General features: G+C 62.2%; 23 protein-coding genes. 7 read left to right on the top strand and 16 right to left on the bottom strand.

Going from position 1 to position 22805, the window contains the following annotated elements; all coding sequences use genetic code 11:
• Positions 1–594: 594 nt before the first annotated feature.
• Entirely contained in the window at positions 595–1449 is an 855-nt protein-coding gene (locus tag GGI48_RS22985) for a LysR family transcriptional regulator (protein WP_179600182.1), read from the bottom strand.
• Between the two features lie 98 nt (positions 1450–1547).
• On the opposite strand from GGI48_RS22985, the gene gstA reads away from it, so the two are divergent.
• Positions 1548–2150, top strand: coding sequence for a glutathione transferase GstA (gene gstA / locus GGI48_RS22980; RefSeq protein WP_179600180.1), 603 nt, complete (start codon positions 1548–1550; stop codon positions 2148–2150).
• Positions 2151–2445: 295 nt separating this feature from the next.
• Positions 2446–2871, top strand: a complete 426-nt coding sequence (locus tag GGI48_RS22975; RefSeq protein ID WP_179600178.1) for a GNAT family N-acetyltransferase — start codon at positions 2446–2448, stop codon at positions 2869–2871.
• Positions 2872–2887: 16 nt separating this feature from the next.
• Here the strand turns inward: GGI48_RS22975 and def are convergent, their stop codons facing one another.
• The 3 genes from def to GGI48_RS22960 form a co-directional block, all read right to left on the bottom strand.
• Positions 2888–3427, bottom strand: a complete 540-nt coding sequence (gene def / locus GGI48_RS22970) for a peptide deformylase (protein WP_047305712.1) — start codon at positions 3425–3427, stop codon at positions 2888–2890.
• Between the two features lie 2 nt (positions 3428–3429).
• Positions 3430–4374, bottom strand: a complete 945-nt coding sequence (locus tag GGI48_RS22965) for a YihY/virulence factor BrkB family protein (RefSeq protein WP_016967812.1) — start codon at positions 4372–4374, stop codon at positions 3430–3432.
• 189 nt (positions 4375–4563) lie between these two features.
• Entirely contained in the window at positions 4564–4755 is a 192-nt protein-coding gene (locus tag GGI48_RS22960) for a CsbD family protein (protein ID WP_016967813.1), read from the bottom strand.
• Positions 4756–4967: 212 nt separating this feature from the next.
• On the opposite strand from GGI48_RS22960, the gene GGI48_RS22955 reads away from it, so the two are divergent.
• A complete protein-coding gene (locus GGI48_RS22955; protein ID WP_047305713.1) occupies positions 4968–5345 on the top strand; it encodes a hypothetical protein in 378 nt (125 codons plus the stop codon).
• A gap of 63 nt (positions 5346–5408) precedes the next feature.
• On the opposite strand, the gene fadD1 is transcribed toward GGI48_RS22955, so the two are convergent.
• Both fadD1 and fadD2 read right to left on the bottom strand, forming a co-directional pair.
• Positions 5409–7100: a long-chain-fatty-acid--CoA ligase FadD1 gene (gene fadD1 / locus GGI48_RS22950; RefSeq protein WP_047305714.1), complete on the bottom strand. Its 1692-nt coding sequence runs from the start codon at positions 7098–7100 to the stop codon at positions 5409–5411.
• Positions 7101–7440: 340 nt separating this feature from the next.
• A complete protein-coding gene (gene fadD2, locus GGI48_RS22945; RefSeq protein WP_016963048.1) occupies positions 7441–9129 on the bottom strand; it encodes a long-chain-fatty-acid--CoA ligase FadD2 in 1689 nt (562 codons plus the stop codon).
• Between the two features lie 213 nt (positions 9130–9342).
• On the opposite strand from fadD2, the gene GGI48_RS22940 reads away from it, so the two are divergent.
• Both GGI48_RS22940 and GGI48_RS22935 read left to right on the top strand, forming a co-directional pair.
• Positions 9343–10287 (top strand): alpha/beta hydrolase, encoded by a 945-nt coding sequence (locus tag GGI48_RS22940; RefSeq protein WP_016963047.1) that lies wholly within the window; start codon positions 9343–9345, stop codon positions 10285–10287.
• A 50-nt stretch (positions 10288–10337) separates the two neighbouring features.
• On the top strand, positions 10338–10808 hold the full coding sequence (locus GGI48_RS22935) for a MaoC family dehydratase (protein WP_011062855.1): 471 nt from the start codon (positions 10338–10340) through the stop codon (positions 10806–10808).
• Positions 10809–10893: 85 nt separating this feature from the next.
• On the opposite strand, the gene GGI48_RS22930 is transcribed toward GGI48_RS22935, so the two are convergent.
• The 4 genes from GGI48_RS22930 to GGI48_RS22915 form a co-directional block, all read right to left on the bottom strand.
• On the bottom strand, positions 10894–11760 hold the full coding sequence (locus GGI48_RS22930) for an HlyD family secretion protein (RefSeq protein ID WP_016963046.1): 867 nt from the start codon (positions 11758–11760) through the stop codon (positions 10894–10896).
• Positions 11761–11770: 10 nt separating this feature from the next.
• Entirely contained in the window at positions 11771–11977 is a 207-nt protein-coding gene (locus GGI48_RS22925; protein WP_179600176.1) for a DUF1656 domain-containing protein, read from the bottom strand.
• A complete protein-coding gene (locus GGI48_RS22920; protein WP_179600174.1) occupies positions 11964–13952 on the bottom strand; it encodes an FUSC family protein in 1989 nt (662 codons plus the stop codon). Before GGI48_RS22920 ends, GGI48_RS22925 begins: the two co-directional genes overlap by 14 nt.
• Positions 13953–14108: 156 nt before the next feature.
• Positions 14109–14576 carry a PA2169 family four-helix-bundle protein gene (locus GGI48_RS22915; protein WP_179600172.1) on the bottom strand — a complete coding sequence of 156 codons (468 nt, stop codon included), beginning with the start codon at positions 14574–14576 and terminating at the stop codon, positions 14109–14111.
• Between the two features lie 230 nt (positions 14577–14806).
• Here GGI48_RS22915 and GGI48_RS22910 point away from each other — a divergent pair, with 230 nt between their 5' ends.
• The gene (locus GGI48_RS22910) at positions 14807–15043 is read left to right on the top strand and encodes a DUF3820 family protein (protein ID WP_042940571.1); all 237 of its coding nucleotides are present in this window, start codon (positions 14807–14809) and stop codon (positions 15041–15043) included.
• A 227-nt stretch (positions 15044–15270) separates the two neighbouring features.
• Here GGI48_RS22910 and GGI48_RS22905 read toward each other — a convergent pair whose 3' ends face one another.
• The 3 genes from GGI48_RS22905 to zwf are packed head-to-tail and all read right to left on the bottom strand — an operon-like array spanning position 15271 to position 18123.
• The gene (locus GGI48_RS22905; RefSeq protein ID WP_042940567.1) at positions 15271–15936 is read right to left on the bottom strand and encodes a bifunctional 4-hydroxy-2-oxoglutarate aldolase/2-dehydro-3-deoxy-phosphogluconate aldolase; all 666 of its coding nucleotides are present in this window, start codon (positions 15934–15936) and stop codon (positions 15271–15273) included.
• A gap of 17 nt (positions 15937–15953) precedes the next feature.
• The gene (gene pgl / locus GGI48_RS22900) at positions 15954–16667 is read right to left on the bottom strand and encodes a 6-phosphogluconolactonase (RefSeq protein WP_016963040.1); all 714 of its coding nucleotides are present in this window, start codon (positions 16665–16667) and stop codon (positions 15954–15956) included.
• Positions 16654–18123 carry a glucose-6-phosphate dehydrogenase gene (gene zwf, locus GGI48_RS22895; protein ID WP_179600170.1) on the bottom strand — a complete coding sequence of 490 codons (1470 nt, stop codon included), beginning with the start codon at positions 18121–18123 and terminating at the stop codon, positions 16654–16656. The genes pgl and zwf overlap by 14 nt, the downstream gene beginning before the upstream one ends.
• A 226-nt stretch (positions 18124–18349) precedes the next feature.
• Here zwf and GGI48_RS22890 point away from each other — a divergent pair, with 226 nt between their 5' ends.
• A complete protein-coding gene (locus GGI48_RS22890; RefSeq protein ID WP_170001736.1) occupies positions 18350–19210 on the top strand; it encodes a MurR/RpiR family transcriptional regulator in 861 nt (286 codons plus the stop codon).
• A gap of 13 nt (positions 19211–19223) precedes the next feature.
• On the opposite strand, the gene GGI48_RS22885 is transcribed toward GGI48_RS22890, so the two are convergent.
• The 3 genes from GGI48_RS22885 to GGI48_RS22875 form a co-directional block, all read right to left on the bottom strand.
• Positions 19224–20078 (bottom strand): D-hexose-6-phosphate mutarotase, encoded by an 855-nt coding sequence (locus GGI48_RS22885; RefSeq protein ID WP_016963037.1) that lies wholly within the window; start codon positions 20076–20078, stop codon positions 19224–19226.
• 130 nt (positions 20079–20208) lie between these two features.
• A complete protein-coding gene (locus GGI48_RS22880) occupies positions 20209–21558 on the bottom strand; it encodes a carbohydrate porin (protein ID WP_179600168.1) in 1350 nt (449 codons plus the stop codon).
• A gap of 88 nt (positions 21559–21646) precedes the next feature.
• Positions 21647–22804, bottom strand: a complete 1158-nt coding sequence (locus GGI48_RS22875; RefSeq protein WP_016963035.1) for an ABC transporter ATP-binding protein — start codon at positions 22802–22804, stop codon at positions 21647–21649.
• Position 22805 lies beyond the last annotated feature (1 nt).

The following is a 22805-nucleotide window of genomic DNA, read 5'->3' as shown; positions in this document are numbered from 1 at the left end:
GTTGGCCTCGGCCAGCGCACAATTGAAACGTTCGATCTCTTGCAGGTCAGCCTTGTGATGTAGGTTAAACATGGTTGTATCACCTTCAACGCTGTCTTTTGATTGACGGAAGTTCCTAGTCTTTCAACTGAGCCACTACAACGTTCGATAAAACACGGCAAACACCCCCCTTCACATGAGAGAGGAATTGTCAGGTGATCAATGATGTTCAATCGGAGAGTTCATATTGCAACGCTCTTATCAAGCCATCCTTTTCTTGATGCCCTATAAACGGGCCAACCTAACAAAGAAAAGAAACTCCATCTAATTAATAACTCCCGAACCTCTGGTGCCTCTGGTTGCGCACTCTCGTCTTTGTTCATGTTCTTGGTGCCGCCCGCGGATAAACATTGCGCAATCACTCGGTACAAGGGCAAACATCGCGGGGTGAGAGGCAATGCCTGACAACGCAATCCATAGTTTTTTCACAACTGAGCATAGACAGCCGCGCCCCCTATGCAAGACCACCAGTCAGTCGGTTTTCACAACTTTTAAAATCATTGGAAGCATTCTCAATAAGTGTCCAACAAGACTTTAAGAATGTTCTGACTAACCTCACTCAAGTATCTGCACGAACGCCTGAACCATACCGCTCTGCTCACGACCCGGCGCCGCTACCAGGGCGAACCGACGCTCGATAGGGCGACTCAATGGCAACACCCGCAAGCCCTGGCGCTGCTCCGGCAAGGTGCTTTCCGGGACCAGGGTCACCCCCAGCCCTTCACGCACCAGACTGAACGCGCTGTTCCACTCCCGCACTTCGATCCGCACCTGCGCCAGGGACAAGCCGGCGTCGGCCGCCAGACTGCGGGCGTTCACCGAGCAACCGCCAGTGGCCAGGACAAAGGGCTGTGCCAGCAAGGTCGCAAGATCGATGCTCGCCGCCTGCCAGGGATGCTCCCGGGGCAATACCGCTACCCACGAGTCCAGCCCCAGCAACCACGAGCGACGCTCGGCCGCGGGGTTCAGCACCACCCCCAGGTCCACCAGTTGCGCCTCCAGCAGGGCTTCGACCTCATCGTCGCTGACCTCCAGCTGCACCACCTCGATTCCCGGGTGCAACTGCCTGAAGCGCCGCAGCAAGGGCGGCAGAACGTGCGCCAGGACCATGGGAAACCCCGCCAGGCGCAGGCTGCCGTGAGACACGCCCCGGGCCGCGTCCACCTGGCGCCGCACCTGGGCCAGCGCACCGAGCATCACCCGCGCCTGCTCCAGCACCTGCTGACCGATCGCCGTAGGCAGCGCCTGGCGACGCTCGCGGATGAACACCTGAACGCCAAGCATGTCCTCCATCTGCGCCAGGGCCTGGCTGGCCCCGGACTGGGTCATCCCCACTTGCTCGGCGGCACGGGTGATGGTGCCGCATTCGGCGATCGCCACCAGCAGCCGCCAGTGCATCAGGTTCATCATGGCAGTAGCTGTCCTTATGGCCGTTTTCTGAAAAATGAATTTTACCCATGCCAGCAGCCTCGCCGACACTGCAGCGAACCTTCACTGGAGAGCCGTCGATGAAACTCTACTACGCCCCTCAAGCCTGCTCCCTGGCCTGCCATATCGTGCTGCGGGAACTGCAACTGCCGTTCGAAGCGATCCGTGTCGACAATCGCAGCAAGCGCACGGCCCAGGGTGAGGATTTCCTCGCCATCAACCCCAAGGGCTACGTTGCCGCCCTGCAACTGGACAACGGCGACGTGCTGACCGAGGGTCCGGCGATCCTGCAGTACCTCGCCGACCTCAAGCCCGAGGCCGGTCTGGCGGCGCCCCAGGGCAGCTGGCAGCGGGTACGGCTGCAGGAAACCCTGAACTTCATCAGCAGCGAGGTTCACGGGATCATGGGCTGGCTGTTCAACTCAGCGCTGGATGACAAGGCCAAGGAGCTGTTCCGGCAAAAGCTGTTCAAGCGCCTGGCCCTGCTGGAACAGATCCTGGCGCAACAGGACTACCTGCAAGGTGGACAGTTCACCATTGCCGATGCCTATCTGTTCACCGTGCTGCGCTGGACCGCAGTGTTTGCCATCGACCTGGCCGCCTGGCCAGCCTTGCTGCAGTTCCAGGCACGCATCGAGCAGCGCCCGACGGTGCGCGAGGCACTGGCGCTAGAGCTGGCATAGAGGCGCTGGAGAGACGTCGGGACGTGCCCGAGAGCAGACAAAACCAAGCCCGCAATGCGGGCTTGGTCAAAGCGATCAATGGCCGAAGATGTTCACTTCGGTTTTCTTGGCCTTTTTCTCGGCGCGTTTCTCGTCCGCGCTCTTGGCCGGTTTCTTCTTGGCGTTTTTCTTGGCGTTCATACCTTTGGACATGACAACGACTCCACTGATGCGGGATAGGCTTCAGGTATAGCACCTATGGACCGCCAGGGTTCCTTTATAATCCGCCGCGCCCAGTCGCAACCCCGGAAACGCCATGCCCAGCCTGCAGATCGGCCCGCTCGACGAGGCCTCTCGCCCCTTGCTGAACAAGTTCTATCGCCAGCACCGCTCGTCCATGCGCGCCTCGTCCGAGGGCCAGCTGTGGGTGGTCAAACAGGGCGAGGTGATTGCCGGGATGAGCCTGGCCCCGCTGGCTCAGGGGCATTGGCTGACGGGTTTGTTCGTCGCCCCGTCCCACCGTGGCCGGGGGCTGGCGACGCAGTTGGTGCAGCGAGCCCGACAGGTGGTGCCAGGCCCGCTCTGGCTGTTCTGCCACCCGGACCTGGAAACTTTGTATCAACGCATGAGTTTCACCCGCGCGCCCCACCTGCCAGCGGCCCTGGCCGAACGCCTGGCCCGCTACCAGCGCAGCAAGCCGCTGCTGGCCATGGGCGCCCCCGCGCTCGACCCGCCCCCGTGAGCCGGGGGCTGCAAGATCAGTCGTCGGCGTTGGGATCCAGATCGGGAAACAGCACCTCAGTGAAGCCGAATTTGCTGAAATCACTGATCCGCGACGGGTACAGCCGACCGATCAGGTGATCGCATTCATGCTGCACCACCCGGGCGTGAAAGCCCGACGCCACGCGCACCACCGGCTCGCCCTTGGGGTCGAAGCCTTCGTAGCGAATGTGCTGGTAGCGCTGCACCGCTCCGCGCAGTCCGGGGACCGAGAGGCAGCCCTCCCAGCCTTCTTCCAGCACCGGGCTCAGCGGGGTGATCAGGGGATTGATGAGAATGGTCTGGGGCACGGCTTCGGCGTCCGGGTAGCGTTCGCTGTGCTCGAAGCCGAAGATCACCAGTTGCAGGTCGACACCGATCTGCGGCGCTGCCAGCCCTACGCCACCGACACTTTCCATGGTCTGGAACATATCGTCGATCAGCTCCCACAACTGCGGACTGTCGAACATCTCGGGCGGCACCGGCGGGGCAATGCGCAGCAGGCGTTCATCGCCCATTTTGAGGATTTCACGGATCATGTTCAGGCTTCGTCAGTAGAGGGACGGAGCGAGTGGTCCCGGCCCAGTCCAGAAACGTGTTGTTTATCGCCGGGCCCGTCAAAGTCCTTTTCGCCAGGTTCCTTGCCTTCGGCCGACATGTGTTCGATCACCGCGTTCATCTCCGCCCCCAGCAACAGCACGGCCGAAGAGATATAGAAGTACAGCAGCAGCACGATGATCGCGCCGATACTGCCATACATGGCGTTGTAGTTAGCAAAGGTTTTCACGTAGTAGGCGAACCCCAGGGACGCCACGATCCACACCACCACCGCCAGCACCGAACCGGGGGTGATAAAGCGGAATTTCTGCTTCACATCGGGCATCACGTAATACATCAGGGCCACGGCCACCATCATCAGCAGCACGATCACCGGCCAGCGCAGGATGGTCCACAGGGTGACGATGAACTCTTCCAGGCCCACCTGCCCGGCCAGCCAGGTCATCACCTGCGGCCCCAGCACCATCAGCGCCGCCGCGGCCAGGAGCATGCCGGCGATACCCACGGTGTAGAAGATCGACAGCGGAAAACGCTTCCAGATCGGCCGCCCCTCGACCACATCGTAGGCCGCGTTCATCGCGCTCATCATCAGGCGCACGCCCGCCGAGGCGGTCCACAGCGCGATGACGATACCCACGGAGAGCAGCCCGCCCTTGGACTGCTGCAGTTGGTCGATCACCGGGTTGACCTGCTCCAGCGCCTGGGGCGGCAACACCAGCTCCGATTGCAGGCGCAGCCAGCTGAAGAAGTCCGGCAAGTGCAAGAAACCGATCAGGGCAATGAGAAACAGGATGAAGGGGAACAGCGAGAACAGCATCTGGTAGGCCAGTGCCGAGGCGTAGGTGGACATCTCGTCCGCAATGAATTCATGCACCGTGCGAATCAGCACCCGGTGCAAGGGCAAACCTTTGAGGTCCGGAAAAATCATAGCGTCTCCTTTCGCCGCAAAAAGGTTGAAGTCGAAAGCGACTCAGGGGGCGTTTTCTACAACAAATTAGCTCAGTTGGCGAACCGCAACCATGACAACACGTGGATTGGCTGACCGCCCCACTGGGCCTGAACATAAAAACGGCCATCCTTGGATGGCCGCTGCGGTGCATCATCGATCCCGGGAGTTTCAGGCCTTGTCGATGGTTTTCTTCACAGCATCCTTGGCTTTGCCCAAGGCTTGCTGGGCTTCACCCTTCTTCTCCTGCAGCTTGCCCTCTACCTGCAGCTTGGTGTTGTCGGTGGCCTTGCCGACACCTTGCTTGACGTTGCCGATGGCTTCGTTGACCAGACCTTTTGCCTTATCTGCTGTGCTGCCCATGGTATTTCTCCGTAGAACATTCATTGATCAAACAAAGAGGATTTGCGTCGTTACCCAAGGTTGACTCGTGGCCGTTGCGCAGAGTTTCAATTATTTTTCATCGGGCATTTCATCAGCGGTGCCAGGTTGCGCTTTATGTTTGCCGGGCAACCCGGGAGAATGCTCGACCTGTTCAGGCCACGCACTGAAGATCCAATCCCCGTAGGAATGTTATGAAACTCGATAAAAAGCAGGCCATCGCCCGCAGAAACCAGGAACTGGGCGGTGCGGTGCTGGGCGTCAACAACTGCCATTTCGCGGAGCTGAACCGCAATCGCAATATCTGGTGGTTCGATATCCTGGTCACCCGCCTGGCCATCGGCCAGTACGAATGGGTCCACCTGCTGCTGCACACCCCGGACACCGACCAACTGCTGCACCTGAAGGTGCCGACGGCGTTCCTGCGGGAAAAACTCGAAGGTCTGGTGATCCGCAACCAAGGCAAGCGCAAGGCCGCCCTGAGCCTGGAGCTGAGCGCCGACAAGGACTCCTTCCTCAAGGACGTGCGCCCCGCCGGCACCGGCGTGAGTTTTGCCCAGTTCCAGCAATAAGCCGCTCCTGGCGCGAACCCATAAAAAAGCCCCGCACTGGCGGGGCTTTTTTGTGGGCGCGGCTTACTTCTTCACGCCGAGCTTCTTCAGCTCTTCGTCACGCAGTTCGCGGCGCAGGATCTTGCCGACGTTGGTGGTCGGCAGGGCATCGCGGAACTCCACGGCCTTGGGCACCTTGTAGCCGGTGACGTTGGCGCGCATGTGCTCCATCACCTGCTCCTTGGTCAGGGTCACCCCTGGCTTGGCGACGATGAAGATCTTGATGATCTCGCCGGACTTTTCATCCGGTATGCCGATGGCCGCGCACTGCAGCACGCCCGGCAGCGAGGCCAGCACGTCTTCCAGTTCGTTGGGGTAAACGTTGAAGCCCGAAACCAGGATCATGTCCTTCTTGCGGTCGACGATGCGGATATAGCCGTCCGGCTGGATCAGGGCGATGTCACCGGTCTTGAGCCAGCCTTCGCTGCTGAGGACTTCATCGGTGGCGTCCTGGCGCTGCCAGTAGCCCTTCATCACTTGCGGGCCCTTCACGCACAACTCGCCGACTTCGCCCAACGGCAGTTCGTCGCCGGCGTCGTTGATCACCCGGCACAGGGTCGAAGGCACCGGAATGCCGATGGTGCCGATCTGGATGTTCTGGATCGGGTTGACCGTTGCCACCGGGCTGGTTTCGGTCATGCCGTAGCCTTCGCAGATCGGGCAGTTGGTCACCGACTTCCAGCGCTCGGCCGCCGCCAGCTGCAGGGCCATGCCCCCGGACAGGGTGACTTTCAGCGCGGAGAAATCCAGCTTGCGGAAGGCTTCGTTGTTGCACAGGGCCACGAACAGGGTGTTGAGGCCGACGAAACCGCTGAACTTCCACTTCGACAGTTCCTTGACCATCGCCGGCAAGTCCCGCGGGTTGCTGATCAGGATGTTGTGGTTGCCCATGAGCATGATGGCCATGCAATGGAAGGTGAACGCATAGATGTGGTACAGCGGCAGCGGCGTGATGAGGATCTCGCACCCCTCATTGAGGTTGGAGCCCATCAGCGCCTTGCACTGCAGCATGTTGGCCACCAGGTTGCGGTGGGTCAGCATCGCGCCCTTGGCCACACCGGTGGTACCGCCGGTGTACTGCAGCACGGCGACATCGCCGCTGGCAGGATTGGCTTCCTGCACCGGCTGGCCGCGGCCCTTGCTCAAGGCGTCATTGAATTTGACCGCCTGGGGCAAGTGGTAGGCCGGCACCATCTTCTTCACGTACTTGACCACACTGTTGATCAGCAGGCGCTTGAGGGGCGGCAACAGGTCCGCCACTTCGGTGACGATCACATGCTTGACCCCGGTCTTGGGCACCACGCTCTCTGCCAGATGGGCCATGTTGGCCAGGCAGACCAGGGCCTTGGCCCCGGAGTCATTGAATTGGTGTTCCATTTCCCGCGCGGTGTACAGCGGGTTGGTGTTGACCACGATCAGGCCGGCGCGGATCGCACCGAATACCGCGATCGGGTATTGCAGCAGGTTGGGCAGTTGCAGCGCGATTCGATCGCCGGGCCGCAAATCGGTATGCTGCTGCAGGTACGCGGCAAAGGCACCGGACAATTCATACAACTCACCATAGGTGATTGTCTTGCCAAGGTTGCTAAAGGCCGGTTTGTCAGCGAAACGTTGGCAGGATTGTTTCAATACCGCCTGAATATTCGGATACTCGTCTGGATTGATATCGGCAGCAATCCCAGTTGGGTACTTATCCTTCCAAAAGTCTTCGATCATGGAAGCCCACTCCTCAGCAACGCGAATTCATCACCGCAGTTGATGCGATTATTATTTGTCTGTGTTTTTTATTGGTGTCTATTGTTGGTGAGTCTGGCTGTTTACTTAGGCCGAGAAGTCACAAAGCGCGCCGAGAGTAGCAGCTTTGAAAAAGGCCGCCTAGAGCCAAAGAAGGCCTGAATAGTCACCTTTATGACTCAAGACCATTTAATGGTCACTTTTAGAGTAAAAATTCTACCCCTGCGAATTCCGCTCTAGCTCGGGGCTTTGCGCCCCTGAAACGACTCGGGGGCCAGCCCGTTGCGTCAACCGGCTGGCCCCCGAGGGAGGAACTCACGAATCAGGCGATGTCACGCAACTCGCGGCGCAGGATCTTGCCCACGGGCGTCATCGGCAGCGACTCACGCAGGACAATGTGCTTGGGCACCTTGTAGGCGGTGAAGTTCTCCTTGCAGTAGGCCTTGAGCTCTTCCAGGCTGACCCCCGCTTCACGGGGCACCACAAACAGCTTCACCGCCTCGCCGGAACGCTCGTCCGGCACGCCGATCACCGCGCAGTTGGCGACCTTGGGGTGAGCCATGACCACATCTTCGATCTCATTGGGATACACGTTGAAACCCGAGACGATGATCATGTCCTTCTTGCGATCGACAATGCGCACGAAACCGTCCGGATCGATCACCGCGATATCCCCGGACTTGAACCAGCCTTCGGCGTCCAGCACCTCCGCGGTGGCTTCGGGCTTGTTCCAGTAGCCCTTCATGATCTGCGGTCCCTTGATGCACAGCTCGCCGCGCTCGCCCAGCGGCAACTCGGTGCCCTGGTCATCGATGACCTTCAAGGTGGTGCCCGGCACCGGCAGGCCGACCGTGCCCAACCGCGAGCGGTCGCCATAGGGGTTGGTGCAGGCCACCGGCGAGGTTTCGGTGAGGCCATAGCCTTCGGTGATCCGGCAGCCGGTGAGCTGCTGCCAGCGTTCCGCCGTGGCCTTGACCAGGGCCGTGCCGCCGGAGTTGGTCAGCTTGAGATTGGAAAAATCCAGGTGCTTGAATTCCGGATGATCCATCAGCGCCACGAACAGCGTGTTCAGCCCCAGCAGCGCGGAGAACCGCCACTTCTTCAGCTCCTTGATGAAGCCGCCGATGTCTCGCGGGTTGGTGATCAGCACGTTGTGGTTGCCGGTCACCATCATGCACATGCAGTTCGCGGTGAAGGCATAGATGTGGTACAGCGGCAGCGGCGCGATCATCACTTCCTGGCCTTCGCGCCACTGGGTATGGCCATCGGGCCCGTGCTGGCCGAGGCAGGCCCGGGCCTGCTGCATGTTGGCCACCAGGTTGCCGTGGGTCAGCATCGCCCCCTTGGCCAGGCCGGTGGTGCCACCGGTGTACTGCAGCACGGCGACATCCTCCAGCCCGGCCTGCAGCGGCTTGATCCCCAGGCCACGCCCGAGGCGCAAGGCACTCTTGAAGGAAATGGCCTGGGGCAGGTGATAGGCCGGCACCATCTTCTTGACCTTGTCCACCACGGTATTGACCAGCCACCCCTTGGCACTGGGCAGCATGTCGCCCATCTTGGCTTCGATCAGGAACTGGATGTCGGTGTCGCCCAGCACTTCCTGAACCTTCTGCCCGAAGATGTTCAGGTAGACCAGGGCCCGGGCCCCGGAATCCTTGAATTGATGACGCATCTCCCGCGCGGTGTACAGCGGGTTGGTGTTGACCACCACCAGGCCGGCCCGCAACGCGCCAAACACCGCGATCGGGTACTGCAGGACATTGGGCATCTGCACCGCGATACGATCCCCCGGAACCAGGTCGGTACGGCTTTGCAGATAACCGGCGAAGGCCGCGCTGTAGCGTTCCAGCTCGGCGTAGGTGAGGGTCACCCCCATGTTGCTGAACGCCGGGCGGTCAGCAAACTTCTTGCAGGAACGCTCAAACACCTCGATCACCGACTTGTAGGCCCCCAGATCGATCTCGTTGGGGACGCCGGCGGGGCGCTTATCATTCCAGAAATCAGGTTGCATTATTCTTGTCCTCTTATTGCCTGAACGGTCCGGGCCGCCACTGTAACGCTATCAGCGGCGGGGCTCCTCGGACGTTAGCAGCTATGACGATTCAGGCAAATATGCGCAAGTGTGTCATTAACTGTGTGAATCTTGCGTCCAACAGGCCGACGAATCGGACGCACACCCATTGATGCGCTATAAAGTGCAGCGTCTCCGAGCAAAGGAATCGCCATGACCCACGACACCTTCTGGTTGACCACAAGCGACCACCAACGCCTCTTCGTCAACCAGTGGCTGCCCGAGCCCCCGCTCAAGGCGGTGATCTTGCTGTCCCACGGCATGGCCGAGCACAGTGGGCGCTATGCCCGGTTGGCGGCGGCCCTGTGTGCCGCAGGTTATGGCCTCTATGCGCCAGATCAGCGCGGCCACGGCAACACCGCGCAGCACGGCGTACTCGGCCACTACGCGGACCACGGCGGCTGGAACAAGGTGGTCGGCGACCTGGCCAGCCTCAACCAGTACATCGGCCAGCAGCACCCGGGCACCCCCATCGTGCTGCTGGGCCACAGCATGGGCAGCTACATCGCCCAGGCCTACCTGCTGCACCACAGCGCCAGCCTGCATGGGGCGATCCTCAGCGGCTCGAACTTCCAGCCCGTGGCCCTGTACCGCATCGCCAGCCTGATCGCCCGTTTCGAGCGCTGGCGCCAAGGCGCAACGGGACGCAGCGCGCTGATCGAGTGGCTGTCCTTCGGATCGTTCAACAAGGCCTTCAAACCCAATCGCACCGCCTTCGACTGGCTCAGCCGCGACCCGGCGGAAGTCGACAAGTACGTGAATGACCCCTTGTGCGGCTTCCGCTGCAGCAACCAGTTATGGATCGACCTGCTGGGCGGCCTGCAGCAGATCAGCAAGATTTCCAACCTGGCGCAGATCGATCCGGGCCTGCCGTTGCTGGTGATCGGCGGTGAATGTGATCCGGTGAGCGCCGGCAAGCGTCTCAAGGATCTGGCCAGCGCGCTGCGCGAGGCCGGCAGCCAGTGCCTGCAACTCACTATCTACCCGCAAGCGCGTCATGAGCTGTTCAACGAAAGCAACCGTGACCAAGTGACCCACGACGTCCTGGCCTGGCTCGATCAGGCCCTGCTACACCGTCGCCCGCCCCGCGCGGAGTAAGGGCTGGCGCAGTCGCTACGTTCATTTATCTGTCAGAGGATTTCAGCAACATGACCCAGGTTACCAACACCCCTTACGAAGCCCTGGAAGTCGGCCAGACCGCCCAGTACAGCAAGACCGTCGAAGAGCGTGACATCCAGCTGTTCGCCGCCATGTCCGGCGACCACAACCCGGTGCACCTGGACCCCGAGTTCGCCGCCGCCACCATGTTCAAGGAGCGCATCGCCCACGGCATGTTCAGCGGCGCACTGATCAGCGCCGCGGTGGCCTGCGAACTGCCCGGCCCGGGCACCATCTACATCGGCCAGCAGATGAGCTTCCAGAAGCCGGTGAAGATTGGCGACACCCTGACCGTGCGCCTGGAAATCCTCGAAAAACTGCCAAAATTCCGCGTGCGCATCGCCACCCGCGTATTCAACCAGCGCGATGAGCTGGTGGTGGACGGCGAAGCCGAGATCCTCGCCCCGCGCAAGCAACAGACCGTCACCCTGCCGACCCTGCCCGCCATCACCATCGGCTAAGTCTCGCGCCCCCTGGAAGCCGGCTTGCCGGCGAAGGCGTTCCACGCGTCATGGCTTGCCAGTGCATTCGCCGGCAAGCCGGCTCCTAGCGCTTGCCACCCTCCTCCACCTGCACGCTGGCGGTCATCCCGGCACTCAGATTGATGCCTTCAGGCACCTTGTCGAGCTGGATCCGCACCGGTATCCGCTGGGCCAGACGCACCCAGTTGAAGGTCGGTTCGACTTCCGCCAGCAGTTGCCCGTCGGGGGTCGCGTTGCGATCGGTAATGCCCCGGCTGATGCTTTGCACGTGCCCCTGCAAGGCGTCGCCGGCGCTCATCAGCCAGACCTTCACCGGATCGCCGACGCGGATCCGCGGCAGCTTGGTTTCCTCGAAGTAGGCCTGCACGTAGAACGTCGAATCATCGATCAGCGCCATCACCGGCTGCCCGGCGTTGACATAGTTGCCCTCGGCCAGACGCAGGTTGGTGATGTGCCCATCGCGGGGCGCGCGCACCTGGCTGCGGGCCAGGTTGAGCTCCGCCACCTTGGCCTCGGCCTGGGCCTGGCGCAGTTCGCCACGGGCGATCCCGGCGTTGATCTGGGCGTTCTCCCGCAGTTCGGCACTGATGGCCTGGGGCCCCAGGGCGGCGCGGCGGCTGGCCTCGTGCTCGCGCAGGCTCAGTTGCTGCTGGCGGGTCTGCACCACCGCCTGGGCCTTCTCCAGCGCGGCCTCGAAACGCTCGCGATCAATGCTCAGCAACAACTCACCAGCCTTGACCTGCTGGTTGTCCGCCACCTTGAGCTCGCGCACCCAACCGGACACATCCGGGGCCACGATCACCACATCGGCACGGATCCGCGCATCCCGGGTCCAGGGCGTGAGCATGTAGTACTGCCACAGGTGATACCCGGCGAAGATCGCCACCGCCACCAGGCACAAGGTCACTACGACACGTACAGGTGTACGCATAATCAACTCCTTATAAAGGTCCCAGGACCGCAGTGATCAGGGTCAGGACACACACGTACAGGGCGCAATCGAACAGGGCTTCATGCCAGATCCAGCGCCCCAGTCCGGTGACTCGCACCAGCATCCGCAGGCCGGTGGTGACCACCAGGGCCAGCACCACATAAATCAGAAACGGGCTGAGCAGCACCCCGCCCAACGACCACTCACGCAGCCCCATGGCTGTCCTCCTGCTGCCGGCACCAACTGCGCCAGCTGTTGTGCAATTGCACCACCGCGCCCTTGGCCAGCTTCAAGGCGTCGCTGGGCGGCTGTTGCTCCAGGGCGGCGAGCAAGCTGGCGCTGGGCTGCGCCAGCGCTTCCTGGCGGGGGCCCGCCGGGCCCTGTTCCAGAACCCGTTGCAGCTGTTCGAAATATTCACGCTGCGCGGCACTGACCGGCACCTGGGCCACCGCCAGACTCAGGCGCAGGTGCAGCAGTTCGTCGCCGATATCCAGGCCCAGCAAACCATCGTCCCAGCGGCTGCGGGCCGGTTCCGGCAGTTCCGGATAATGCCGCGCCAGTTGCAGCAGGCGGTCGGCCATGCGCCCGCCGAACCAGCTTTCCGCGCCCCGCAGGTTACGCCGGGTCAGACGCACCAGATCGCTCAGGGTCGCGCCCAACAGCCGCCGGCCATGCCAGGCCGGGTTGCGCAGGATCAGCAGGTGAAAGGCCAGCACCGCAGCCCCCACCCCCAGCACCATGGCCTGGGCGTTATTGAAGAAACTGGCGACATCGAAACTCATGTGGTTCATCGGCGAGATCAACACGATGAAGTGCAGACAGAACGAGGTGGCCGTGGCGCCGATCTGCGGCTTGGCCATGCCCAGTGCCCCGAAGAACAGCGGCACGCCCATGGCCATGGCCAACATCGCAAAACCGCTCCACTGCGGCAGCAGGATCTGCCCCACCAGGAACGCCGCCGGAATCGCCAGGAAGATCCCGCGCATGAAACTCATGCCGATCTGCGCGCCGTTTTCACGACTGGCAAACAGGCTGCAGACCACGCAGGTCAGGAGCATGGCCCCGGAGGCGGCAGGCCAGGCCGTGGCCAGCCAGAAGCTGGCCACGGTCAGGAACGCCAAGGCACTGCGCGCACCGAACACCAGGGCCAGCGACAGGTCGCGATGAGGCGTGAGGGTCGCCGGCTGCTCCTGCGGCGCCCGCCCCTCCTGCACCGCTTCCAGTGCATTGCTGGCCGCCAGGGCGGTATCCAGCAGCAGCGCCAGACGCGCCAGGCAAAAGCTCTGCGCCGCGCTGAGCCGGGCATCATGGGAGGCCTCCAGCAGGCGCGGACGCAACGCCTGCAAGGCCTGCTTGTCGGTGCCGCCCAGGGCCTCCTGCACCGGCTCCATCCAGGGCTGCAGCTGCCGGGCCTCGTCGGCGTCCAACTGTTTCCACTGGCGGCGTACCGAACGGGAAATCCGCAACAGCATCAGCAGCTTCTGGCTCAGGCCACTGATGGCCCGGGCTCGCTGGCGACCCATCGGGCCTTCGAACCAGGCGTGTTCACGCTGGGAATCCACGGCGACAATGCGCCCGAGTATCTCCAGCAAGCCCTGGCGGGCCAGCGCATCGCCGGCCAGGGTCGCGCGGGCCGCCTGCATGCCACTGTGCCAAGCGCTGCGGGCCTGATCCGCCAATTGCCGCTCAACCCGCATCGGCCAGATCAGGGCACTGCTGGCGGTGGCGCAGATGATCCCCAGGGAGATTTCCGTGCAACGGGCCACGGCCTGATCGAACACGGTCAACGGGTGACTGATGGCGGGCAAGGCGATGATCGCCACGGTGTAGCCCGCCAGCACGAAGGAATAGGACCAGGCACTGCGCAGCAGCGTGGAACTGGCGGTGCACAAGCCCAGCCACAGGGCCAGGGCCAGCAGGAACAACCAGGGCGTCTGGGCGAACAGGCCCATGAACAGCACCGACATCAGGGTACCGACCAGGGTCCCCAACAGCCGGGCCAGCCCCTTTTGCAGGACCATTCCGGACAACGGCTGAGCGACGATGAACGCGGTCATCAGCGCCCAGGCCGGCTGCTCCAGGCCCCAGCGCAAGGCCAGCCACAGCGCCAGACCACCGCCCAACAGGGTCTTGATCGCGAACTGCAACGCGGGAAGGCTGGGAGCAAGCAACGCCTGCAAGGTAATAGGCACGAAGCGGGACTCTCGAAGGGATGAATTAACCATAGTCGGGATCGCCACAAGCGGGCGCGAGCTAATTATTAGCTAGCTAACTAAATCCCGTCCAGCATTAAATCCAAGGCATAAAAAAACGCCAGACTGGCTGGCGTTTTTGACAGGCTTTACGACTTACGAACGGGCACGGGCTTGGTTGCGCAGGGCTTTGACCTGATCGTGATTGCGTTGCACGCCGTGGTACTGGCGCTCCACCACATCACGAATCCCCACCAGGTTGTGCTTGTTGATTTTCTCCAGGGCTTCCTTGTAGGACTTCAGCGCATGATCTTCGCCGCGTTCGGCCTCGTTGAGCACCGACTCCTCGTCCTTGCCGGTCACCAGCGACTTGAGGTCGACCCAACGGCGGTGCAGGTCGCCGCTGACGCTGGTGGAGGTTTCCGGTTCGCCGCCCATGGAACGCACCACGGACTGCAGTTCGGCGGCGGCAGTCGCGCAATCGCTGGAGCGTTTGATGAACAGCGCCTTAAGCTCCGGATGCTTGATGTCTTCGGCACAGGTCTTGAACCCCTCCTGACCGTCCTTGCTGGTCTCGATCAGGCTGTTGAGTACCGAAATAGCTTCTTTATTCAAGTCAGTCATTTTCTGGTTCCTTACGGGTTGGGAGAGTTGAGTCAACGGCTGAGTTAACTGCTGAAGTAACCTTTGCACCCGTCATGCCAGACTTTGAATTTACATTTTTTTGTTATTTTTCAATAAGTTAGTAATTAGCTAAAAATCTGTCTCCGCGTTATTTGCATGATCTGTCATTTGGCCTGCATGCAGAATGCCTGTATTTTCACAGGCGTTCGAACCACCGCCAGGCGACCCCCATGACTCCTGAAACACTTGAACTGCTGGTCACCCGGGAAATGCCCTTCGGCAAATACAAGGGTCGCATCCTCGCCGACCTGCCCGGCCCCTACCTGAACTGGTTCGCCCGCGAAGGCTTCCCCAAGGGCGAACTCGGCGGCCTGCTGGCCCTAATGCAGGAAATCGATCACAACGGCCTGTCCGACCTGCTGGACCCGCTGCGCGCCAAACACGGCAAACCCAAGCCCAGGTACTGAAATACAGGCCCCCGCGCCGGAGGGTGAAGGTCCAGCACATGCTTACAGTCACTTTTGACAGCCTTTTGCACTGCCAACTCCCCCCCTGGCAGCGCCACCCACGCCGCTAGCCGATGCCCCTGCCCCTTCGGCCCGAAAGGCAACCGATTTTCTCCAGGCAAAAAAAACGGTGCACCGACCAAGCGCACCGTAAAGCCGTAGAACACACCAACGAATCAGGTAAAACGTCAGTCCAGCAGAGACAGGGCCTCGGCCGTGCACTCTTGAATCCGCGCCCAGTCGCCGTTCTTGATCCACTCGGGATCGAGCATCCAGCTACCGCCCACGCACATCACATTCTTCAAGGCCATGTAGCTCTTGATGTTGGCCGGGCCGACGCCGCCGGTCGGGCAGAATTTAACTTCGCCGAACGGGCCGCCCAGGGCCTTGATCGCCGCCACGCCACCGCTGACTTCCGCCGGAAACAGCTTGAAGCGGCGGTAACCCAGGGCATAACCCTCCATGATTCCGGAGGCGTTGCTGATCCCCGGCAACAGCGGGATCGGGCTGGCCACGCTGGCTTGCAGCAGGTCACGGGTAATCCCCGGGGTGACGATGAACTGCGAGCCGGCCGCCTCCGCCGCGGCGAGCATCTGCGGATCGAGCACGGTGCCGGCACCGGTCACCAGCTCCGGACGCTGCTCACGCAGGATCTGGATCGCCTTGAGGCCGAACTGCGAACGCAGGGTCACTTCCAGGGCCGTCAGGCCACCGGCGGCCAGGGCATCGGCCAGGGGCAGCACGTCCTGCTCCCGGGCGATGGTGATCACCGGCAGGATCCGCGCCTTGGCGCAGAGGCTGTCGATCAGGGCAACTTTGTCCGCCATGGAAACGGTCGGGGGTAGGTTTGTCATAGCGGCTGATCCTTGGCTCATGGGCACCAGTAAATCTCTAACGGGGTTTGCAGGAAGGCGCGAATCGGCATCTCGGCGACAGCGTCACCAGCCAGTGCGGCACTCAGGGTGGCCAGCTTGGACTGACCGGAAATCGACAACAGCGAATGCCGGGCCGAGGCCAGCAAGGCCCGGCTCATGCTCAGGCGCTGGTGGGGCACGCTCGGCGCCAGCATCGGCCAGCAGCGGCGAGTGCCGTCGGCCTGCAGCGCTTCGGCCAGGTTCGGGCTGTTGGGAAACAGCGACGCGGTGTGCCCGTCATCGCCCATGCCCAGTACCAGCACATCGATGCCCGGCAGTTCGGCCAGCAGGCTGTCCGCTTGCTGCGCCGCCTCTTCAAGATTGGCCGCGGCACTGTAGAGGCCGAGGAAACGCGCCTTGGCCACCGGCCCCTGGAGCAGGTAACGCTTGAGCAGACCGGCATTGCTGTCGGCATGTTCCACCGGCACCCAACGCTCGTCCGCCAGGGTGATCAACACCTTGGACCAGTCCAGTTCCTGCTTGACCAGGGCCTGGAAAAACGCCACCGGGCTGCGGCCGCCGGACACCACCAGGGTCGCCTGGCCGCGAGCGGCAATGGCCTCGCGCAGCAGCTCGGCCACGCGCAATGCCTGGCCTTCGGCCAACAGGGTCGGGCTGCGGAATTCGTGGGCCGCTACAGCCGCCGGCAGTTGCAAATCAGATATCGCCATACCAAGACCTCCCGTCCCGCGTGATCAGTGCAATGGAGCTCATCGGCCCCCAGGACCCGGCCGCATAGGGCTTGGGCGCATCACCGGATTTTTTCCACCCGGCGATCAACTGGTCACACCACTTCCACGCGGCTTCGATTTCATCTTTGCGGACAAACAGGTTCTGATTGCCGCGCATCACTTCCAGCAACAACCGCTCGTAGGCATCGGGAATCCGCGCGCTGCGATAGGTATCGGAAAAATTCAGTTGCAGCGGACCGCTGCGCAGCTGCATGCCCTTGTCCAGGCCCTGCTCCTTGGTCATCACCCGCAGCGAAATGCCTTCGTCCGGCTGCAGACGGATGATCAGCTTGTTGCTGATCTGCAGGCGCTGCTCGGGGGCGAAGATATAGTGCGACGGCTCTTTGAAGTGGATGACGATCTGCGACAGTTTTTGCGGCATGCGCTTGCCGGTACGCAGGTAGAACGGCACCCCGGCCCAACGCCAGTTGCGGATATCGGCGCGCAGGGCGACGAAGGTTTCGGTGTCGCTCTGGGTGTTGGAGTTTTCTTCCTCCAGGTAACCCGGCACCGACTGGCCCTCGCTGTGACCGGCAATGTACTGGCCGCGCACCACCTGGGTGGTCAGGCCTTCCGGGCTGATGGGCGCCAGGGCCTTGAGCACCTTGACCTTCTCGTCGCGAATGCTGTCGGCGGACAGGTCGGCCGGCGGATCCATGGCGATCAGGCACAGCAGTTGCAGCAGGTGGTTCTGGATCATGTCCCGCAGCTGGCCGGCCTTGTCGAAGTAACCCCAGCGGCCTTCGATGCCGACCTTCTCGGCCACGGTGATTTCCACGTGGGAGATGTAGTTCTGGTTCCACTGGGTTTCGAACAGGCTGTTGGCGAAACGCAGGGCGATCAGGTTCTGCACCGTTTCCTTGCCCAGGTAGTGGTCGATCCGGTAGATGCGGTTTTCCGGGAAGAACTGGGCCACCGCGTCGTTGACCTTGCGAGAGGAATCCAGGTCCGAACCTATGGGTTTTTCCAGGACCACGCGGGTGTGCTGGTTGAGCCCGACCTTCGACAGGTTCTCGCAGATCGCGCCATACACCGCGGCCGGAGTGGCGAAGTAGGCAATCAGCCGCTGTTCGCTGCCGACGCGTTCGGCCAGGGCCACGTAGTCCTCGGCCTTGAGGAAATCCACATGCAGGTAGCTCAGGCGGGCCAGGAAGGTCTTGAGAACTTCGGCATCGATGTCCTTGTCGCCGACGTACTTGCGCAGCTCGGTTTCGATGTTCGCCAGGTGCTCCTGCTCGCTGCCCGGCTCACGGGCCAGGGCCAGGATCCGCGTATCGTCGTGCAACAGACCGGCGGCATCGAGTTGGTACAAGGCAGGAAACAGCTTACGCAGCGCCAGATCGCCCAGCGCGCCGAACAAGGCAAAGGTGCAGGGTTCAACCGTAATCGAAGGCATGATGTTTGTTCTTTTATCAAGTTAAGCTACAAATACCTTTTTTCAAGGCATCACTCAAGGAAAAATGTAGTAATAAACACAACATTTTTACAAAATACAGATTCCAGGTGGTGGTCGTTCCGAGCCATCAGTAGGATAGGCCTCCTCTCAACTTCGCATTGCGGGCGCTTGTCGCGGCTCTGCCGCGGCGCCTGTCTAGCCGATCTAGGAAACTTTAATGGACCGAGTGCGAAATCTTCTGGAGCAGATCCAGAACCGCCTTGAAGAACTGAACAAAGCGGAACGTAAAGTCGCCGAAGTCATCCTGCTCAACCCGCAGCAGGCGACTCGCTTCAGCATCGCCGCCCTGGCCCAGGCCGCCTCGGTCAGCGAGCCGACGGTCAATCGCTTCTGCCGCTCCTTCGGCGTCAGCGGCTACCCGGAACTCAAGCTGCAACTGGCCCAGAGCCTGGCCAGCGGCGCGGCCTACGTCAGCCGCGCGGTGGAGGCCGACGACAACCCCGAAGCCTACACGCAAAAGATCTTCGGCAGCGCCATCGCTTCCCTGGACAGCGCCTGCCAGGCCCTGGACCCGAACCTGATCAGCAAGGCCGTCGACCTGTTGATTCAAGCCCGGCAGATCCACTTCTTCGGCCTCGGTGCCTCGGCCCCGGTGGCCATGGATGCGCTGCACAAGTTTTTCCGCTTCAACCTGGCCGTCACCGCCCACGCCGACGTGCTGATGCAGCGCATGATCGCCTCGGTGGCCCACACCGGCGAGTTGTTCGTGATCATTTCCTACACCGGCCGCACCCGCGAACTGGTGGAAGTGGCACGCATTGCCCGGGAAAACGGCGCCTCGGTGCTGGGGCTGACCGCGGAAAACTCGCCCCTGGCCAAGGCCAGTACCCTGAGCCTGAATATCCCGCTGCCGGAAGACACCGACATCTACATGCCGATGACCTCGCGGATCATCCAGCTCACCGTGCTCGACGTGCTGGCCACCGGCATGACCCTGCGCCGTGGCGTGGACTTCCAGCCGCACCTGCGCAAGATCAAGGAAAGCCTCAACGCCAGCCGCTACCCGGTGGGCGACGAGTTCAACTGAGGCCAGCCGGCACCTACCCCGCAGCCCGCGCCTGCAAGCTCAGGTGCGCCTGCTCCCCCGGCGCCAAGCACAGGCTGTCGGTGCCCCCGACAGCCGCTTCGACGCAGACAAACCGCGACACCTCATTCCAGCTCACCCCCAGCAGCGGCCGGGTGCCCGGATGCCAGACCACGGTGTCGGCGTCGTCACCGGTATCGATGCACAGCTCGCGCTGCCAGGCGTGGTCCTTGAGCTGCAATTCGCCCTCGTGCTGGAACACCCGCTGGCAACCGCCTTCGACCCGCAACTCGCCCTGCTGCTGGCAAACCTGGCGATTCAACTGGTCGTAACCCTGGGCGCCATCAAGCCCAGACAGCGCTACCTCGCCGACGTCGCCAATACGCCAGTAGGCGTGCAAAGCCTGGCTCAACTGGCAGGGTTCACTGTCTTGGTGCTCGGTGCTCAGGCGCAGGTCCATGCTCTGGCCCAGGTGCGCATGCAGGTCGACCTTCCAGTCGCACAGCTGCAATTGCCAGTGCAGGCGCACACCGTCCTCGTCGTTGCTGCTGTCCAGCAGTTTCCAGTCCAGCAGCCGCGCCCAACCGTGGGACGGCCAGGCATTTTCGCTGGGATGGCGACCGTACCAGGGCCAGCACACCGGCACCCCGCCGCGGATCGCCCCCACTTGCGGCCACTTCGAGGCGCACCACAACCAGGGCTTCTGCCCGGCCGGCTGGAAGTGCAGCAGTTGAGCGCCCTGGCGACTGAACACCGCCTGGCACAGCGGGTGATCGATCACCAGCACATCGCGCATCTGATAGCGCTCCCAGGCGAACACCGGGCGTTCGCGCAGGGATTTGAAAAAGCGTTGTAGCGGATGCTCATGCATGGGCCGCGGTCCTGAAAATCACTGCTGTCTCGATATTCATGAGGGGGCTGCGCCGACCCCACAAAAAAAAGCGGACGGCACAGGCCATCCGCAAAATGCGCACATGGAGGAGGAGCTTATCGCAACAGCTCTAGAACACCGACTGAATTTTCAGCCCGGCCACCAACGCGTTATCCACCTCATCCACACCGCCCGGATGGGTGATGTATTGCAGGTTGGGGCGCACGGTCAGCCAGTTGGTCACGTGGAAACCGTAGTTGATCTCGTAGTTGTATTCGGTGTCGCGCAGCGGCATGTACAGCGGGTTGTCGTAGTTGCTGATGCCGTTGTCCTCGTTGATCAGCTGGGCGTTCTTGCGCACATCGTCGTTGACGTGGATCCGCGCAAAACCGATGCCCACGTCATCCTTCGGACGCGCGTCGAACGGGCCCTTGTAGACGAACATCAACGACTGGTAGTTGTCGACGACGTTGGTGTCCTTGTCGTGGAAGGTGGCGTTGGCGGCGATGTTCAGGCCGCGGGAAGCATCACCGTTGTGGGTGGTGAGCTGCTGCTGCCCGACGAACCAGTAGCCGTGCTTGCTGTTGTGTACGCGATAGGCGTCGCCGCTGTCCGCGGCGTCCAGACCGTTGACGTCCTTGCGCACATCATTGGCATCGGCCGTGCTCTTGTAGTAACCGACGCGGTACTCGCCCGGCAGGCTGTTGAGCTTGGGCGACCAGACCAGTTCCACCGGCAATACCGTGCCCTTGGTGCCGCTGCCACTGAGCTTGAAGCCGTTGCCATGTTCCAGCTGCGACGGGTTCTGGTTGTAGGCGCCGATCTGCGCATACAGCTCGGGGGTGATGTGGTACTTGATGCGCAACGCCGCCTGGCTGACCGGCCAGTTGTACCAGATGCCAGTGGCCCAGTTGCCCACCTGGGAGCCGCAGAACGCCAGGTTCTGGAAGTCGCAGGGGAAGGTGTTGAAGTCTTCGCCTTCACCGAAATAACCGGCCTTGACGTCCAGCTTGCCGTCGAGGAACTGGTGCTGCACCCACAACTGGGTCAGACGCACCATGTGGCCGCGACCATAGACTTCCTGGGAGGAACTCAGGGTGCCGGCACGCGGGTCGCCGATGCGGTCGTTGGAGATGTTCTGACCGTTGCGGTTGGTCAGCTGGATCTTGGCCTGGGTGTTGTCCCAGCCCAGCAGTTTCTGCAGATCGAAGGCCACGCCCAGGCCGAACTGATCGCTGTAGCGCCCGGTCTTGTCGTCGTTGTAGCCACCCCGCAGGTTGGCGCCCATTTCCCCGACGTAGTCGGCCTTGATGTCGATCCCCTGCTCGATCAGCTTGGTGCGCTCACCGCCCCAGTCGCCGGTCATCCACTTGGAGTCGACGCTGAACGCCTCGTCGGCCATGGCATTGGCCGACAGGACCAGTGCCGCAGCCGCTGACAACTGGCAAAGCAGCCGGGTGTTGCTGTGTCGCTTTTTCATCCCTACATCCTCGTCTTTATTGTTATTAACGATCTATCCAACGTGGTTTACAGCGGGTGCGACGGATGACAGGCCATCCGCCATGGATTCAACGCCCCTTGAACTGCGCAACGTTGCCGAGGGTTTGCGTCGGCGACGCTGCGGCCGTCCCCAGGCGCTCGCCGCTCTGGGCATCGAACAGCAGCACCCGGGCCGGATCGAACTGCAGGGTCAGGGTTTGCCCGGCATCGGGCGCCTGATCCGGAGCCAGACGGCAGCAGACCTTGGTGCCATTGAGGGTGACGAACACCAGGGTGTCGGGACCGGTGGGCTCGACCACCTGGACCTCGGCGCGCAGGGTCGGCAAGCCATTGGCTTCAGTGGCGGCCAGGGCAATCTGCTCCGGACGGATGCCGAGGATCACCTCGCGGTCTTCCAGGCCCGCATCCTGCGGCCCCAGGGGCAGTTCGCAGCGAGCCTGGCCACTGTCCAGCAGCGCCAGCAGGCGGCCGTCCTTGCGTTGCAGGCGCAGGGGAATGAAGTTCATCGGCGGCGAACCGATGAAGCTCGCCACGAACAGGTTGGCCGGGTCGTTGTAGATCTGCTTCGGCGTACCGAACTGCTGGATGATCCCGTCCTTCATCACCGCCACCTTGTCGCCCAGGGTCATGGCTTCGATCTGGTCGTGGGTGACGTAGACCGTGGTGGTCTTCAGGCGCTGGTGCATCAGTTTCATTTCGGTGCGCATCTCGACCCGCAGCTTGGCGTCGAGGTTGGACAGCGGTTCGTCGAACAGGTAGATCTTCGGCCGCCGCGCCAGGGCCCGGCCCATGGCCACCCGCTGTTGCTGACCACCGGAGAGCTGGCCCGGCTTGCGGGTCAGCAGGTGTTCGATCTGCAACAGCTTGGCCACCCGCGCCACTTCCGCGTCGATCTCGGCGCTGGGCATCTTGCGGATCTTCAGGCCGAAGGCGATGTTGTCGCGCACGCTCATGGTCGGGTACAGCGCGTAGGACTGGAACACCATGGCGATGTCACGATCCTTGGGGCTCATGCCGCTGATGTCGGCGTCGTCCACCAGGATCGCCCCGCCGCTGATGTTCTCAAGGCCCGCGATGCAGTTCATCAGGGTGGATTTGCCGCAGCCGGACGGGCCGACGAGGATCAGGAACTCACCGTCGTCGATCTTCAGCTCGATGTTCTTCAGGGTGTCCGGCAGGCCGGCACCGTAGGTCTTGTTGACGTTGCGTAATTCGAGAGTGGCCATG

Origin of the sequence: Pseudomonas protegens (assembly GCF_013407925.2) — a bacterium.
In the GTDB taxonomy this organism is placed as follows: domain Bacteria; phylum Pseudomonadota; class Gammaproteobacteria; order Pseudomonadales; family Pseudomonadaceae; genus Aquipseudomonas; species Aquipseudomonas fluorescens_AP.
Note: the sequence above shows the minus strand (reverse complement) of the source record. Positions and strands in the feature narration are given on the sequence as shown.